The 14671-nt window shown below is 63.0% G+C and carries 14 protein-coding genes and 1 tRNA gene; 6 read left to right on the top strand and 9 right to left on the bottom strand.

Features of this window, described 5'->3' with window-relative positions:
- Positions 1-7: 7 nt before the first annotated feature.
- The 3 genes from KKP04_RS01230 to KKP04_RS01220 form a co-directional block, all read right to left on the bottom strand.
- Entirely contained in the window at positions 8-472 is a 465-nt protein-coding gene (locus KKP04_RS01230) for a BA14K family protein (protein WP_251133813.1), read from the bottom strand.
- Positions 473-562: 90 nt separating this feature from the next.
- The gene (locus tag KKP04_RS01225) at positions 563-1012 is read right to left on the bottom strand and encodes a DUF3429 domain-containing protein (RefSeq protein WP_251133829.1); all 450 of its coding nucleotides are present in this window, start codon (positions 1010-1012) and stop codon (positions 563-565) included.
- Positions 1013-1189: 177 nt separating this feature from the next.
- Positions 1190-1582: a response regulator gene (locus KKP04_RS01220; protein WP_215025380.1), complete on the bottom strand. Its 393-nt coding sequence runs from the start codon at positions 1580-1582 to the stop codon at positions 1190-1192.
- An 835-nt stretch (positions 1583-2417) separates the two neighbouring features.
- On the opposite strand from KKP04_RS01220, the gene KKP04_RS01215 reads away from it, so the two are divergent.
- From KKP04_RS01215 to KKP04_RS01200, 4 genes are all read left to right on the top strand, one after another.
- The gene (locus KKP04_RS01215; RefSeq protein WP_251133812.1) at positions 2418-3497 is read left to right on the top strand and encodes a type III PLP-dependent enzyme; all 1080 of its coding nucleotides are present in this window, start codon (positions 2418-2420) and stop codon (positions 3495-3497) included.
- Positions 3498-3733: 236 nt separating this feature from the next.
- Entirely contained in the window at positions 3734-4027 is a 294-nt protein-coding gene (locus KKP04_RS01210; RefSeq protein ID WP_215025372.1) for a KGG domain-containing protein, read from the top strand.
- Positions 4028-4219: 192 nt separating this feature from the next.
- A complete protein-coding gene (locus tag KKP04_RS01205; RefSeq protein WP_251133811.1) occupies positions 4220-5500 on the top strand; it encodes a DUF3422 family protein in 1281 nt (426 codons plus the stop codon).
- A 61-nt stretch (positions 5501-5561) separates the two neighbouring features.
- Positions 5562-6215, top strand: a complete 654-nt coding sequence (locus KKP04_RS01200; RefSeq protein WP_215025369.1) for a hemolysin III family protein — start codon at positions 5562-5564, stop codon at positions 6213-6215.
- A gap of 55 nt (positions 6216-6270) precedes the next feature.
- Here KKP04_RS01200 and leuD read toward each other — a convergent pair whose 3' ends face one another.
- From leuD to KKP04_RS01185, 3 genes are all read right to left on the bottom strand, one after another.
- Positions 6271-6876 (bottom strand): 3-isopropylmalate dehydratase small subunit, encoded by a 606-nt coding sequence (gene leuD / locus KKP04_RS01195; RefSeq protein ID WP_215025367.1) that lies wholly within the window; start codon positions 6874-6876, stop codon positions 6271-6273.
- A gap of 47 nt (positions 6877-6923) precedes the next feature.
- Positions 6924-8396 (bottom strand): amidase, encoded by a 1473-nt coding sequence (locus tag KKP04_RS01190; protein WP_215025363.1) that lies wholly within the window; start codon positions 8394-8396, stop codon positions 6924-6926.
- Positions 8397-8488: 92 nt separating this feature from the next.
- A complete protein-coding gene (locus KKP04_RS01185; RefSeq protein ID WP_215025359.1) occupies positions 8489-9316 on the bottom strand; it encodes a class I SAM-dependent methyltransferase in 828 nt (275 codons plus the stop codon).
- A 194-nt stretch (positions 9317-9510) separates the two neighbouring features.
- On the opposite strand from KKP04_RS01185, the gene KKP04_RS01180 reads away from it, so the two are divergent.
- Both KKP04_RS01180 and KKP04_RS01175 read left to right on the top strand, forming a co-directional pair.
- Complete coding sequence (locus KKP04_RS01180) at positions 9511-10959, top strand: tryptophanase (protein ID WP_215025357.1); 1449 nt, start codon at positions 9511-9513, stop codon at positions 10957-10959.
- Positions 10960-11228: 269 nt separating this feature from the next.
- Positions 11229-11305 (top strand) — tRNA-Pro (locus KKP04_RS01175).
- Positions 11306-11480: 175 nt separating this feature from the next.
- On the opposite strand, the gene KKP04_RS01170 is transcribed toward KKP04_RS01175, so the two are convergent.
- The 3 genes from KKP04_RS01170 to KKP04_RS01160 form a co-directional block, all read right to left on the bottom strand.
- Positions 11481-12455 (bottom strand): UDP-glucuronic acid decarboxylase family protein, encoded by a 975-nt coding sequence (locus KKP04_RS01170; RefSeq protein ID WP_215025354.1) that lies wholly within the window; start codon positions 12453-12455, stop codon positions 11481-11483.
- Positions 12456-12626: 171 nt separating this feature from the next.
- Entirely contained in the window at positions 12627-13187 is a 561-nt protein-coding gene (locus tag KKP04_RS01165) for an SPFH domain-containing protein (protein ID WP_215025352.1), read from the bottom strand.
- An 85-nt stretch (positions 13188-13272) separates the two neighbouring features.
- The gene (locus KKP04_RS01160) at positions 13273-14667 is read right to left on the bottom strand and encodes a hypothetical protein (RefSeq protein ID WP_215025337.1); all 1395 of its coding nucleotides are present in this window, start codon (positions 14665-14667) and stop codon (positions 13273-13275) included.
- Between the last annotated feature and the right edge of the window lie 4 nt (positions 14668-14671).

The following is a 14671-nucleotide window of genomic DNA, read 5'->3' as shown; positions in this document are numbered from 1 at the left end:
CAGAGCGCTAGAGATAAGGGCACGGCCTCTCGATGCCGTCGAAGCCGACATAGGTGCCCGTGTTCGGGTTGAACGACCGGAACGTGGCAGCGCAACGACCGTAACCGTCATCATAGGCGCGCGGCGGGGGCGCAGCGTTGGCTGCTTCGTTCGCAATGATCGCGCCGCCAATGATGGCACCGGCGATGCCAAGCCCTATCGCAGCGCCGCTTGGTCCTCGACGGCGATTCCCCCAACCACCGCCGCGTGGCCCGCGGTTGAAGCCAGGTCCGCGCTTCGGACCGCGGTTGAATCCGGACCTGTTACCGGGCTTCTTGCCGCCGGGGCGGTACTGAACCTCCATGACGCTGGACGAAACAGTAACGCCTTCAAATCCGGATAGAAGCGGAGCCGCGCTCGCCGAATACGATGACATCGTCATCGTGGCACCGAGCGCAGCCGCAATGCAGGATGCCTTTAGAATTTTGGACATGTTAACCCTCTCTGAATGCAGAACCGCCCAACACAGCGCAAGATAGGATAGTTCCGCGGTTCAGCCAAGGGTGAGCATATTACTGTTTCTTTACCATGAGAAAGCTGCCAGCCCGAGCGAAAGCGTTGCTATGGCAGTCAGAACCCCGCGCACCCGTCCGTACCAGGCCGGAAGCGGCAATGCGGGTGGGGCGGCCTTCTCCACAAAAAACCACATCGCCAGCGCAAGCGCGAGAATAGCGAGGCCATCCGGCCCGCCCCACAGCGCGCCGATCCAGGCCATCAGGGACGGAATCGCGGCCAGTCCGTAAGCGCTCCAGCTCGCCTGCCCCCCTTCGAGCACCGCGAACCCCCAGCGGACGCCTCCCAGAAAAGACAGCACGATGGCGCCATAGACGATCAGCGCCGAAGCGGCCTCGGCCCTGATCTCGGGCGCGAGACACACGGCGAGTGCGCCCATGGCGAAGGGAAGAAGGCACGCCAGCCCGACAGCGCGCGCCGGAAAGGGCATGGCCTGAGAGGCTTTCACATTGGATGGCATCGGCACGGCGAGTTCCTCCACTCGGCAATTTATTATACGCGCCAGCAATTTACCGCGTCTGCCATGCTTGAAACTTGCGCCGCCGTGGAGCCCCGCAAAAGCGGCGCGCCTATCGCTTTATTGACCGAAAGCAGATTGGATTCACGCCTCGTTCTCGGTGCTGCGGAACAGATCCGCTCAGACGACGGCGCTCTCGCCCCACGCGCGCGCCACCGCATCGACAAGGCGGCGCGGAGGCGCGGGCTTCGTCAACACTTCAGCGTGTGGCCATTCGCGCTTGAGCTTGTCCACCTCGGCATAACCTGTGTAGAAAACCACGCCCACGCCGCGTTCGGTCAGCACGCGCGCAGCGGGAAAGACCTCCTCGCCGCGCAGGCTGACGTCCAGCAGGGCGGCGGACATCGGCGTATCCGCTGCGATGGTCATCGTATGCTTGAGGGTGACCGCCGGTCCGAGAATCAACGCTCCGGCTTTCTGAAGCAGGATGCTGATATCGAATGCAAGGATCGCATCGTCCTCGGCCACGAGTATTTTTGCCCCGTGCAGGGGCTTTTCAGAATCGGAACTCATCCTGCCCGCATATCCAAAGAGAAATTATCGAGACAAATCTGGGACCACTTGCGAAAATTCCAATTGCGACCTTACGCCGAGAGTGCAGCAGGCCGCATTTGCCCGCCGTTCCTTCAGCTAATTATTGGAATCGACAAGCGAAACCGGTTTCGGGTTGTACCATGGCGCGCAACCTTCCGCAGTGAAACCCTCGATTGTGATGAACCGTTTCCTAGTACTCCGACGCATCGTCCGTCTGTTATGAACGCATGCCCTCAAGCAAAAGTATACGCGCCGGAATTGCCCCGCCTGTCCATGCGTTCGCGACTGCGGGAAGCTCCCTTTCGGAGCCTCGCGGGCGACGGCTTCGCCCTGGCGGCCCGCGTGAAATCCGCTCGCTTTCCCCCTTGTTCGCCGCGCCGGCTAACGGCCGAAAACACCCATCATTATCAATAGCTTTTCCCGATGATCCGCGTCCCGGACACATCGCAACCCCGGTTTCTTATTGCAGGGCAAAAAAAGGTCTTGACCTGGGGGGCGATATGGCCACTTAAAGCATCTCGATTGCGAAAACGATTGCGCCACATCAGGGCGCCGGGGAGGTGACTTCTGCTCATAAAGGCTGCGCTTTGAGGCGAGACGCCTCCCGTGTGCCGAACGTGCAGAAATACCTGTCTGGCAAACTCCGCATAGCGCGGTGAAGCGTTCGTCAGCAGCATCGGATTAACTCTTAAATGGGAGGTCCTATGCGATGGACATTTACCCGACGCCGGCGGAGGTTCTCCGCAAGCTTCATGTAGATCGCCCCGTACTCGGATTCCGTCCGCATGCGGCAGCTCGTGCTGCGCGCTGGTTCTTGGACAATTTTCCGGGAGAAACGCTTTATGCGGTCAAGGCGAATGATTCGCCCAAAGCCCTTAAGACGCTTTTCAGCGCGGGAATCCGACATTTCGACGTTGCATCCGCAACGGAGCTTCGCACAATCGCGAACCTTCCGGGCGCGGTCATGCACATCATGCATCCGGTCAAGTCACGGAAGTTCATTTCCGAAGCGTATTTCGACTTCGGCGTGAAAACCTTCTCGCTCGATTCTGAAGCCGAACTCGAAAAGATCCTTGCCGTCACCGGCAACGCGAAGGATCTGACGCTCGTCGTTCGCGTCGCCTGTCCCTCGACCTACAGCGAGATTTCGCTCGAGGGCAAATTCGGCGCGCAGTGGAGCGAAGCACCGGATCTCATCCGGCGCACACGCCAAAGCGCGGATTCGCTTGGCGTTTCGTTCCACGCCGGGTCGCAGATGATGTGCCCGGAAGGCTACGGCCAGGTGCTCCGCAGCGTGTCGAAGCAGATCGCACGGGCGGCGACGCTCGTCGATATCGTGGATGTCGGCGGCGGTTTTCCGTCCGTCTATCCGGGTCGCGAGCCGCCCGCTCTCGACGCGTACATGGACGCGATCCGCGAAGCGTTCGACCAGATGCTCGTCACCTACAATTGCGAGCTCTGGTGCGAGCCGGGCCGCGCGCTCGTCGCCGAGTCCGAGTCGGTGATCGTGCGCGTGGATGGCCGGCGGGGCGACACGCTCTTCATCAATGACGGCGCGTTCGGCACTCTCTACGACGCGGCGCATTGCAAGTGGGTGTTTCCGACCCGCGCATTTGACGCCAACGGCGCGGAAATGCGCGGCCGCCAGCAGAAGTTCGACTTCTACGGCCCGACATGCGACAGCGCCGACTATCTGGAGGGGCCGTTCATCCTGCCGGAAAACATCGATGAGGGCGACTTCATCGAAATCGGCAACATCGGAGCGTACGGCCGCGTGATGGCGAGCCACTTCAACGGCTGCGGCTATTACGACGAAGTCGTCCTCGCCGACGAGCCAATGCTGTCGATGTACGGCGAAGAGGCTGCCGCAACTCCGATGTCGGCAGCGCTTTAGCTTCCTCTCACAACTCAGGTGAAACGGAGCCTTGACCTTGAAGGGCGCCCGGACATTTCCTGTCCGGCGTCCTTCAAATTGCGTTACCTGAAGCTTGTCTTGACAAAAACGTGAAGAAAATCTGTCGGGCTTAGGCAGATTCTTCGTGGGATCAGCGGAACCACGACGGGAGCGGGCTGTTAGCAGCGTAAAGTCTCAGTCTGAGATTCATGCAAAACAGTAAGATAGGAGCTTGAATGGCCTCCCAAACTCCCAAGAATGGTTCCACCTCAAATCGAGGCTTCGCTTCCATGGACGCCGAAAAGCAACGCGCCATCGCCTCGAAAGGCGGGCAAAGCGTCCCTAACGAGAAGAGAAGCTTCAGCCAGAATCGCTCGCTTGCCGCCGAAGCCGGTCGCAAGGGTGGGCAAAATGTGTCGGACGAAAACCGCAGCTTCTCGCGCAACCGCGACCTCGCCGCCCAAGCGGGCCGCAAGGGCGGTCAGGCGAGCCACGGGGGAAAATCCCGTGAAAGCCGCTCGCAGGTCTGACGCCCACGCCCCATCGCAGGGCAGCTCATAGAAAAACCCCGTCGCATTCGGCGGGGTTTTTTGCTTTTCGACGCCGGATGCCGGTTGGGATCGCGACCTCATCGCCCCAGGCGATGCATAAACGCTTCGGTGATGGTGCAATGCAGCAAACACCCACTTGACGCACGCGCGCGAATACCACAGTTACCGCTTATGACGCTGCCCACGAATCATCCCCTGCGCATTGTCCTCAACGACGAGGTGCACGCCCGCACGCCCGAGGCGCTTACTGCGCCGTGCCGGATCTCCTACCTCGCCTTCAAGACCGATGGAACCACCCGCGGCGACATCGGCCGCAAGGTTCAGGAGCTTGCCGAGCGCTTCGGCAGGCCGGTCCCCGACGACAAGGCGCCCCACTACAGCGCAAATTTCGGCACGTTCCGCTTCACCTACGAGCGGCATTCGGAATTCTCGCGGTTCATGGTCTTCACCGATGGCCCGAACGGCGAGCTTTTCGGTCATCCGGCGATCAAGGCGCTTCCCGAAGACTGGGTGGCGGGGTTGCCCGGCTCCCTGATCGTCGCCGCGAATGTGGAGCTTGTGCGCGGCGCGGACTCGCTTCCCGACCCCGATGAAATCTCCGCGCGCTATTTCAGCGGAAACGTGCTCGTCGGCGCGACCGTGGCGAGCCGCGCAGGCCGCGTGTTCACCGATTTCCGCATTCACGAAGACGGCTTCACCCGCTTCCTGATGCAGGACGTTTCACTGACGCCGCGCCAGGCGGGCCGTCTCGCGCAGCGCCTTATCGAAATCGACAGCTACCGCATGATGGCGCTGCTGGCTTTTCCGCTCGCGCGCGATATCTCGCCCTTCCTGTCGACCTGCGAGGCCGAGCTTGCCCGGATCACGGCCGCGCTTGTCAAACCGGGCGATATCAACGAGCCCGAACTTCTTGAACGCCTGACGACGCTTCAGGCCGAGATCGAAAACCGCCGTTCCACCAGCGCCTACCGTTTCGCTGCGGCTGCCGCTTATTACGACATCGTGAAGCATCGTATTGCCGAACTGCGCGAGGGCCGCATCGAGGGCCTTCAGATGTTTCAGGAGTTCACCGAGCGCCGCCTCGAACCGGCGATGAGCACCTGCGCGGCCGTGACCCAGCGCCAGGAATCGCTTTCGACGCGCGTGGCGCAGGCGACGCAACTTCTCTCCACCAAGGTGGACGTGACGCTCGAACAGCAGAATCAGGCCGTGCTCGCCTCGATGGACCGCCGCGCGCAGCTTCAGCTTCGCTTGCAGGAAACGGTCGAGGGGCTGTCGGTCGCGGCCATCACCTATTATATCGTGGGTCTTGTGGGCTATGGCGCGAAGGGTCTGAAGACGGCGGAATTGATCCCGCTCAATCCCGAGATCGTCATGGCCGCGAGCATCCCGGTCGTGGCGGCGCTCGTCTTCTGGGGCACGCGGCGCGTGAAGGCCCACATCGCGAAGTAGGGCTATCAACGCGCTTCAGGAAAGGCGTCTGCCCGCGCCCTCTTCGATGCAGGCTGCTGGCATGAAAGACGCGCGCCCTCGTTTTCATCTTTACACCAAGGCCGAAGAAATCGCGGATGCAGGCGTGCATGCGGCGGGCGTAACCTTCGCTTTCGTCGCGAGCGGTTGGCTGCTCGTCGAGGCGGCGGGCGCGGTGCCGGGCGCGCATCTCGCCGCCGTCATCGTCTATTGCTTCGGCCTCATCGCCATGTTTGCAGCGTCGGCGGCCTACAATCTCGCGCCTGAGCGCCGCGCGAAGGAGCTGCTGCGCCGCGCCGATCATGCCGCGATTTTCATCATGATCGCGGGCAGCTACACGCCCTTCGGAGTGGTGGTCGGCGGCGGGGCCGGGATCGGAATGCTGGTGGCGGTATGGGCCATTGCGGCGCTCGGCGTGTTCGTCAAGCTGCGCTTTCCGCGCCGCTTCGACAGACTTGCCGTTGCGCTTTATCTCGTCCAAGGCTGGATTGTGCTCGCGGCGCTGCGCCCTCTGGTGCGCGCGCTCCCCGAAGATGCGCTGACGCTGCTCGTCGCGGGCGGCGTGATCTACACGGCGGGCGTTCCCTTCCACCTCATGGAGTGGATGCGGTTCCACAACGTGATCTGGCACATCTTCGTGCTGGGCGGCGCGGCGACCCAGTTCTTCGCGATCCGCGCGGCTGTTCTTCCCGGTTAGCCAAAAACAAAAGCCGGGAAGCCCCGGCCTTTGCACGGAATCCGCGCTTGCTCGATCAAGCCCAGGGGCGCGAAAGCTGCGACGTGGTTTCGTAAAGCTCGATGCTGTCGGCCTTCTTCATGGTCAGGCCGATGTCGTCGAGCCCCTCGATCAGGCATTTCTTGCGGAACGGATCGATGTCGAAGCGCACCACGCCGCCATCCGGGCCGCGAATTTCCTGCGCTTCGAGGTCGACCGTCAGCGTGGCGTTGGCGCCGCGTTCGGCGTCGTCCATCAGCTTCGCGAGGTCTTCCGGGCTGACCTTGATCGGCAGGATGCCGTTCTTGAAGCAGTTGTTGTAGAAGATGTCCGCGAACGAGGTCGAAATCACGCAGCGAACGCCGAAGTCGAGCAACGCCCACGGTGCATGCTCGCGGCTCGAACCGCAGCCGAAATTGTCGCCCGCGACGAGGATTTTCGACGCGCGATAGGCGGCCTTGTTCAGCACGAAATCCGGGTTCTCATTGCCCTGCTCATCAAAGCGCATTTCGTAGAACAGCGACTTGCCGAGGCCGGTGCGCTTGATCGTCTTCAGGAACTGCTTCGGGATGATCATGTCGGTGTCGATGTTGATCAGCGGAAGCGGAGCGGCGACGCTCGTCAGCGTGGTGAATTTTTCCATGGCGTTTATTCCTTTTCCTACCCTTTAAGCGGGAGGCGCGCTGCAAATCAAGCGGGTTGGCGGTTGGATGCACCGGACCATACGCGCGGGCGGCGCTGCGCCCACGGCGCGGCCTGCTCCAGTTCGCGCGCGAGGCGAAGAAGGAGGCCGTCGTCGCCCATGCGTGCCGCGATCTGCATGCCGATGGGGAGCCCATCCGGCGTCTCGCACAGCGGCACCGAAATCGCGGGCTGGCCCGACATGTTGAACGGCGCGGAAAAGGCGGCGAAAGCAAAGCTCTTGCGGGCCACCGCGCGAACGATGCTGCGCATGCGCTGCGGCGAGCCTGCCGCGTCGGCGATTTTTGCGGCGGTCTTTTCAGGGAACGGCGCGCCCGCCTCGCTGATGCGGAGCGGCGGCGTGGCGAGCACGGGGCTCAGGAGCACATCGTAGCTCGCGAAAAAAGCGACGAGCTTCGCGCTTTCGGTGGCGAGCGTCGCCTGCGCCTCGGCGCGCTGCGACATGAGGTGGCCGCCGATGGTGGTCAGCGTCCACGTGCCGAACTCGACATCCTCCCTCGTGGCAGGGCGGCCGAGCGCGGCGGGCGGAAACTTGTCCAGCATGAAGCGCGCGCCCGTCGCCCATTCGATCAGGAAGGCGGAGGCGAACGCGTCGTAATCGAGCGCCGGTTCAGCGTCCTCGACATCATGACCGAGCGAGGCGAGGAGGTGCGCGGCTTCGTCGAGCGCATCCTTGACGACAGGCGAAACCGCGCCCGCCAGCATCGCCGAGCGCACCACGGCGACGCGAAGGCGCGGCGGCGGCGCATTGAGGCCCGCGAGAAAGCCCGCATCGGCGCGCCCGCATGTTGCATCGAGCGCGGCGGCGCTGTCGCGCACGGTGCGGCTCACCACATGGTCGACGACGTAATCCGGCGTGAACGGCTCGACCGGGTTCAAGCCGCGCGATGTCTTGAGGCCGATGAGACCGCAGCAACTCGCCGGGATGCGGATCGAACCGCCGCCGTCGGAAGCATGCGCCATCGGCACGACGCCCGCCGCGACCGCCGCCGCCGCTCCGCCCGACGAACCGCCGGGCGTGCGCTCGGTGTCCCAAGGGTTGCGACAGGGGCCGAACAGCGCCGGTTCCGTCACCGGCACGAGGCCGAATTCCGGCACGTTCGTCTTGCCGAAGGCGACGAGCCCAGCCGCTTTGAAGCGCGTGACGATCTCGCCGTCATGGTCCGGCACGTAATTGGCGAACAGCTTGGAGCCGCAGGTGAGCGGCGCGCCCGCAAGCGGCGCCCCTAGGTCTTTCACGAGGAACGGCACGCCCGCGAGCGGCGCTTGCGGCGGCACAGCGTCGGCCTCGCGCGCGGCCTCGGCGTCGCGGCGGCAGACGATGGCATTCAGGGCCGGGTTCACGGCGTCCGCCCGCGCCTGCGCCTCGACGAGAAGCTCGCCCGCCGAAACCTCGCGCCGCCGCACAAGCTCGGCGAGGCCCACCGCGTCGTAAGCGTCGTAATCCGCGAAGCCGCTCATTTCGCCCGCCCTTTCATGTGTTGCGTGCGCCAAGGGCTTTAGCCGATTTCTTCGCCATTCGCCAATTACGCGTGCGACAACGCGCGAGCCGCTCAGGCCGCGCGCATCGCTTGCGCCGCCGCGCGGCTCGGCTTTGTGGCAGCGGCGATGACATATGTCTTGCACACCGCCGCGAAATACCGCGCGATCGAACGGCTCACCACGCCCGCCACGAGCGATTGACCGAGCGACATCTGTTGCTTGCGCCGTTCCTCCGCCGGCCAGTGAGACAGGTGGCGACGGAAGCCGCCAAGACAGGCGCGCGTCGCATCCCTCACATCGATATTTACGAAACCGGCGTTCGCCATCCGCCGCCGATACTCGTCGAGGTCGCGCATGAAATTCGCGGGCGGCACCTGCCCGAAATTGCCGATGGGCTTCATGAAACCACGAAACAGCATGTCGGTCATGACGAGCGTTCCGCCGGGCTTCAGCACGCGCGCCGCCCCGCTCAAAAAGGTCTGCCGCGTGTCGAAATGGAACGCGGCTTCCACGCACATGACGGCGTCGAAGCTCTCGGCGGGGAAGTCGAGATGCGCCGCGTCCATCCTGATGAACGTGCAGCCCGGAGCGCGTTCGCGCGCCGAGGAGAGTTGCGCGTCCGAGATGTTGATGGCCGTGACATTTCGCGGCTCGTAAGTCCGGCAAAGCCTCTGGGTCGACGCGCCGGGCCCGCAGGCGACGTCGAGAATCCGACCGCCCTCATGCCCGATCAGCGACACGAGTTCGTCGATCAACGCTTCGCTTGCTTCGCGCTGCGAGGAAGGCTGCCGGTCCCACAGGCCGAAATTGTAGAAGCCGCTGTCGTCGAAATACTGCCGGTAGCCCCGGCTCACCAGCGCCTTGTCATAGGTGCGGATCATGCGTTCGCGCGAAGTCATTTCTCTCCCTCGGAGCTTCATCGGGGAGGGAACGCGCGGGAAGGAAGCCGGGTCCGTAACGCTTCGAAGACGATCACGCGCGGCATCAGGCTAAAGTCGAAGCGCCGCGTCTTCTTTCCGCATGGGATTGCCGAGGCAAAGGTTGCTACGCTCCGCACCGGGTCAGCGAAACATTCAACAAGAGGTCAGTCCCCGTGCCCCGAATTAAATTCCACAGCGGTGAAACCATCCCGCTGGAAATGCACAAAGTGCGCATCGTCCAGAAGCTCACGCTCCTGCCGGTCGAGGACCGGCTCAAGGCCATGGACGAGGCGGGCAACAACACGTTCCTGTTGCAGAACTGCGATGTCTTCATGGACATGCTGACCGACAGCGGCGTGAACGCGATGAGCGATCAGCAACTCGCCGCCATGATGGTCGCGGACGACAGCTACGCGGGCAGCGCCACCTACACGCGCCTTGAAGCGAAGCTGCGCGAGCTTTTCGGCATGCACTGGATCCTGCCGACGCATCAGGGCCGCGCCTGCGAAAACATCCTCGCGCAGGTGCTGGTCAAGCCGGGGTACATCGTGCCCATGAACTACCACTTCACCACCACGAAGGCGCATATCGTGCTGAACGGCGGCGTTATCGAGGAACTCGTCAAGAAAGAAGGGCTCGAAGTCACGAGCGACCTGCCGTTCAAGGGCGACATCGACACCGAGGCGCTCGAAGCCCTCGTCGGGAAAGAAGGCGCGGACAAGATCGCCTTCGTGCGCATGGAGGCGGGCACCAACCTCATCGGCGGCCAGCCGATTTCGCTCGCGAACCTCGCCGACGTCCGGCGCGTCTGCGACAAATACGGGCTCATCCTCGTGTTCGACGCGAGCCTGCTCGCGGACAACCTCTATTTCATGAAAGAGCGCGAAGACGCCTGCAAGGATCTCTCGATCCGCGAAATCACCCGCCGCGTCGCCGATCTTTGCGACATCATCTACTTCTCGGCGCGCAAGCTCGGCTGCGTACGCGGCGGCGGCATCTGCATCCGCGACGAAGGTCTCTACAAGCGCATGCGCGGACTCGTACCGCTCTATGAGGGCTTCCTCACCTATGGCGGCATGTCCGTCCGCGAGATCGAGGCGCTGACCGTCGGCCTCGAAGAGACGATGGACGAGGACATGATCAACCAGGGGCCGCAGTTCATCGCCTACATGGTGGATCAGCTCGTGAAACGCGGCGTTCCGGTGATCACGCCAGCGGGCGGCCTCGGCTGTCACATCGACGCGATGCGCTTCCTCGATCACGTTCCGCAGGCGCAATATCGCGCGGGGGCGCTCGCCTCGGCCTGCTACATCGCCTCGGGCGTGCGCGGCATGGAACGCGGCACCTTGTCGGAGCAGCGCAACCCGGACGGCAGCGAAGTCTTCTCGAACATGGAGCTGCTGCGGCTCGCTCTGCCGCGCCGCGTGTTCACGCGTTCGCAGATCGACTACGCCGTCGACCGCATCGACTGGCTCTATCAGAACCGCAAGATGATCGACGGCCTTGTCTTCGTCGAGGAACCGGAGATCCTCCGCTTCTTCTACGGGCGGTTGAAGCCGGTGTCCGACTGGCAGGAAAAGCTCGTCGCGAAATTCCGCGCGGATTTCGGCGATAGCCTGTAACGGCAGAACGGCGGGAACGGCAAGCGCTCCCGCCCATTTGCATCGTTTTATCTCGCATCGCACGAAGCGGCATTCGTGACGGGCGTCGTGGTGGAGGCAGACGGCGGGCGCACGATATGAGCCGCTTGCGCACGACCGAGGTTGAGCGGGCAAGTGCGGTCAAGCACAAGTATCGCGCCGTTGCCGGGCCTTTCCGCACGCCATTTCCGGTTGCGGCTTCAGACGGTGCTTGCTCTCAAATTCTTTGTGCGCTACGGATTTTGATCTGTCGGGGCGTAGCGCAGCCTGGTAGCGCATCTGGTTTGGGACCAGAGGGTCGGGAGTTCGAATCTCTCCGCCCCGACCACTAAATCCTCTGATAATGCTGGATTTTGATGAGCATGCTCCGAAAGAGGCGCGCGCTTTCACGCGTCGGGCCAGGGTCGGGCTGCGTGTGCCGCCGGGCGGCCAACCGCTGAATTCGGCCTTCCTCTTGGCTGGAAGAGCGTAAGGCTCAAGGCCGGACAAGCAGCCGAATTGGGTCACACCAATTCCGCGACCGGTCTCACCTCCTTCGACAGCAGCCCTTCGAAATATTCGATTGTGCGGCGCAACCCCTCCCGTAACGGCACCGAAGGCTGCCAGCCGAGCGTCTCGTGAGCACGGGAGATATCGGGTTGGCGCTGCTTGGGGTCGTCCTGAGGGAGCGGCAGAAACGTAAGCCTGGACTTTGAGCCCGTCATCTCGATGGCGAGTTCCGCCAGCGCCTTGATGGTGAACTCGCCGGGATTGCCGAGGTTGACCGGCCCGGTGATATCGGCCGGACTGGCCATAAGCCGCACGAACCCGTCGATGAGGTCGTCCACATAGCAGAAAGAGCGGGTGTGACTGCCGTCGCCATGGATTGTGATGGGCTCGCCCTTGAGCGCCTGCACGACGAACGTCGAAACCACGCGTCCGTCGTTCGGATGCATCCGGGGACCGTATGTGTTGAAGATGCGGGCGACCTTGATCTCAAGCCTGTGCTGGCGGTGATAGTCGAAGAACAGCGTCTCTGCGCAGCGCTTTCCCTCATCGTAGCATGAGCGTGGACCGATCGGATTGACATTGCCCCAGTACTCCTCCGGTTGCGGATGCACTATCGGATCGCCGTAGACTTCAGATGTGGAGGCCTGGAAAATGCGGCATCGAAGGCGCTTCGCAAGTCCCAGCATATTGATGGCGCCGTGAACGCTGGTCTTTGTCGTCTGCACGGGGTCGTGCTGGTAGTGGATCGGCGATGCCGGGCAAGCGAGATTGTAAATTTCATCGACTTCGATATGCAGCGGAAAGGTCACATCGTGGCGGATGAGTTCGAAACGTGAATGCCCGATCAGATGATCGATGTTCCGCTTCGATCCTGTGAAGAAATTGTCGACGCAGACGACGTGGTGACCGTCCGCGATCAGGCGGTCGCAAAGATGAGATCCAAGGAACCCGGCCCCGCCGGTGACAAGGGAAGTCTTTTCCAATCGCATAGTATAAACCTCAAAGAACCGTGCCTTATGTAAAAAGGGCGCCGCGCCGCCAGATCAAACAAGGCTTCGCCCGACCTGAAACGGACGAAGATCAAGGAGCACCGGCGCGTCGCACGGCAGGAGACGATCCGAACGGGCACCGCAACACTCAACTCAGGCGCGCCACCGCCGTCAGAATCCGGTCCACATCGCGTGGTGCCCGATGGCGCCGCGCGTGTTGATCGCAAGCGCGCGGGCGGGCGCGAACTCGGTGAGCTGGACCTGGATGATCTGCACGCCGTAGCCGTTAAGAGACTCGCCGACGCGTTCGGTCAGGATTTCGCGGAAAGCGCCGCGATTTGACTGGATCTCTTCCAGCGTGTGCTTGCCGATGGCCTCGTAGATCGCGCCCTGGGATCGCTCCATCACGTCGGACGCGAGGTCGGCGATCTTGGCGAGCGCGGAGACGACATCGTCGACAAAATATGTGACCAGCGCCCCCGCGATTACGGTCTGCTTGTCCTTCGTCATCACCACCTTGGACTGGATGAGCTGCGTCTGCCGAACGACTGCGATGGTCTTGTACTGCGTCGCCACCGGCCAGTACCAGTGAAGTCCCGGCCCCCACTTTCTCACATGGCGGCCGCGGACGAAGGCAACGCCCTCATGCGTCGCCGGGACGATGACAAGCCACGGCAACAGCTTCATCAAGGTCTGGAAGATCTCGCCGATCCAGCCAAGTGCTTTATCCAAGTGCCCACTCCCTCAGACGCCTGCCGGCCCGCATCTGATCATGCGCCGGCGGCAACCTCATCATAAAAACAACCGTTCGCTTCGTTCAGTCGATCACAGTCGCGCGGGCATCTTCGCTCACAACCACGAGCCCGCAGCCTTCGATACGGATCGCGGGCGCGACCGCCTCGCGAACGACGGCGCCGCATGTGCTGCTGTCAAGCCGCAAAAGGTCGCCGCAGCCTTCGAGACCAGAGCCGAGGGATGCCGGTTCGATCGTATGCACTTGCGGCAGGGTGTTGACAAGGACGGCGCTCAATCGCCCGCTCGTGTCCCTGGCGATCACCGCGTCGATCCCGGAAAGCGCGGGATCCGGATCGGGGAAACGGATCATGTCGCCACGGCGAACGTGCTGGGCCAGAATCTGCTTCGCGAGCGCCGGAGGCGTCGGGACGCCGTCCTTGCTCATCAGGCCGTAGGCGTCCTCGCGTCCGTTCCAGTGCTTGGATGTCGCCGTCCAGCGCATCTCAAGATCCGCGCCGCCGCGCATCAGATTGAGGATCGCCGAGGCATAGTAGGCGGCGCCGAAGACGTTGCGGTTGAGGTCGCCGGTAAAGACGCGTTCATGGTGCGCGATGGTGTTGAGTTCCCCGCACACATTCGAGATGTCGCGATTTCCGATGAGGCGGGCGACGGAACGAGCGCGGGCCTCATATTGCGGCGTGCAGGCCATGGTGAGCGCCTCGAACACCGGTCCGTTTGGCGAAGGCGGGTCGTCGACGAGCTTCACGGAGACGGTTTCCGCGGGGGCGGCGGGTCGCCAGTCGGCGTACATATGCCAGTTGACGAAGGCGAGCCTGTCGTCGCCGACGTCGTCGAGAAGCCGCGCGATCCAGTCGAGCCAGTAAGCGCGCTGCGTGCCGTCGATGGAAGGCCCGCCGATCTTCACGCGCGCCCCGCCGACGTGGGGAGCGACAAGCTCGAAGACTGCCTCGGCGACGGCCCGGTAGATCCGCAGGTAGTCCGGGTAGGAGAGATTGCCTCCGACGTCCGGGTTATTCGGCTCATTCCAGACGCACCACTGCCAGTCCTTGACCTCATCGCCGCCCCACGAATCGAGGCAGCACCAGACGACTTCCCTGACGCGGCTCACGAAGCGCTCGATCTGGCGGGACGAGTCGTAGGGCGGCTCGAACTTCGCGAATGTGATCATCGGCTTGGCGCCTGAGGCAAGCACGCCATCGACAACGGCGGCAAAGCAGCGCCAGTTCTTGAACGGACACGGCACCGGCTTGTCGAAGACAAAGAGACGCACGACCTCGGTGTTCATCAGCCGCAGGCGGCGGTAGATCTCGTGGCGGTTGTCGCTGAAGGCGAAGCCCGGCCATCCGTCGATCTCGTTGAAGCCGTAGCGCAGCCGGTTCAGATGCCAACCGGGCGAAATCGCCGAGGCGACCGCAGGCGGGTTCGAACCCGGAGATATCGTTTTCGCGGCGGCCATCGAT

Source organism: Rhodomicrobium sp. Az07 (assembly GCF_018619475.1).
Classification (GTDB): Bacteria; Pseudomonadota; Alphaproteobacteria; order Rhizobiales; family Rhodomicrobiaceae; genus Rhodomicrobium.
This window is presented reverse-complemented; position numbering and strand designations above follow the sequence as displayed.

Bases quoted from the DNA above. Each gene is read 5' to 3' on its own strand.
- KKP04_RS01230 (WP_251133813.1), bottom strand. From the start codon at position 472: ATGTCCAAAATTCTAAAGGCATCCTGCATTGCGGCTGCGCTCGGTGCC.
- KKP04_RS01210 (WP_215025372.1), top strand. From the start codon at position 3,734: ATGGCCTCCCAAACTCCCAAGAATGGTTCCACCTCAAATCGAGGCTTC.
- KKP04_RS01205 (WP_251133811.1), top strand. From the start codon at position 4,220: ATGACGCTGCCCACGAATCATCCCCTGCGCATTGTCCTCAACGACGAG.
- KKP04_RS01220 (WP_215025380.1), bottom strand. From the start codon at position 1,582: ATGAGTTCCGATTCTGAAAAGCCCCTGCACGGGGCAAAAATACTCGTG.
- KKP04_RS01190 (WP_215025363.1), bottom strand. From the start codon at position 8,396: ATGAGCGGCTTCGCGGATTACGACGCTTACGACGCGGTGGGCCTCGCC.
- KKP04_RS01185 (WP_215025359.1), bottom strand. From the start codon at position 9,316: ATGACTTCGCGCGAACGCATGATCCGCACCTATGACAAGGCGCTGGTG.
- leuD (WP_215025367.1), bottom strand. From the start codon at position 6,876: ATGGAAAAATTCACCACGCTGACGAGCGTCGCCGCTCCGCTTCCGCTG.
- KKP04_RS01200 (WP_215025369.1), top strand. From the start codon at position 5,562: ATGAAAGACGCGCGCCCTCGTTTTCATCTTTACACCAAGGCCGAAGAA.
- KKP04_RS01225 (WP_251133829.1), bottom strand. From the start codon at position 1,012: ATGCCATCCAATGTGAAAGCCTCTCAGGCCATGCCCTTTCCGGCGCGC.
- KKP04_RS01170 (WP_215025354.1), bottom strand. From the start codon at position 12,455: ATGCGATTGGAAAAGACTTCCCTTGTCACCGGCGGGGCCGGGTTCCTT.
- KKP04_RS01160 (WP_215025337.1), bottom strand. From the start codon at position 14,667: ATGGCCGCCGCGAAAACGATATCTCCGGGTTCGAACCCGCCTGCGGTC.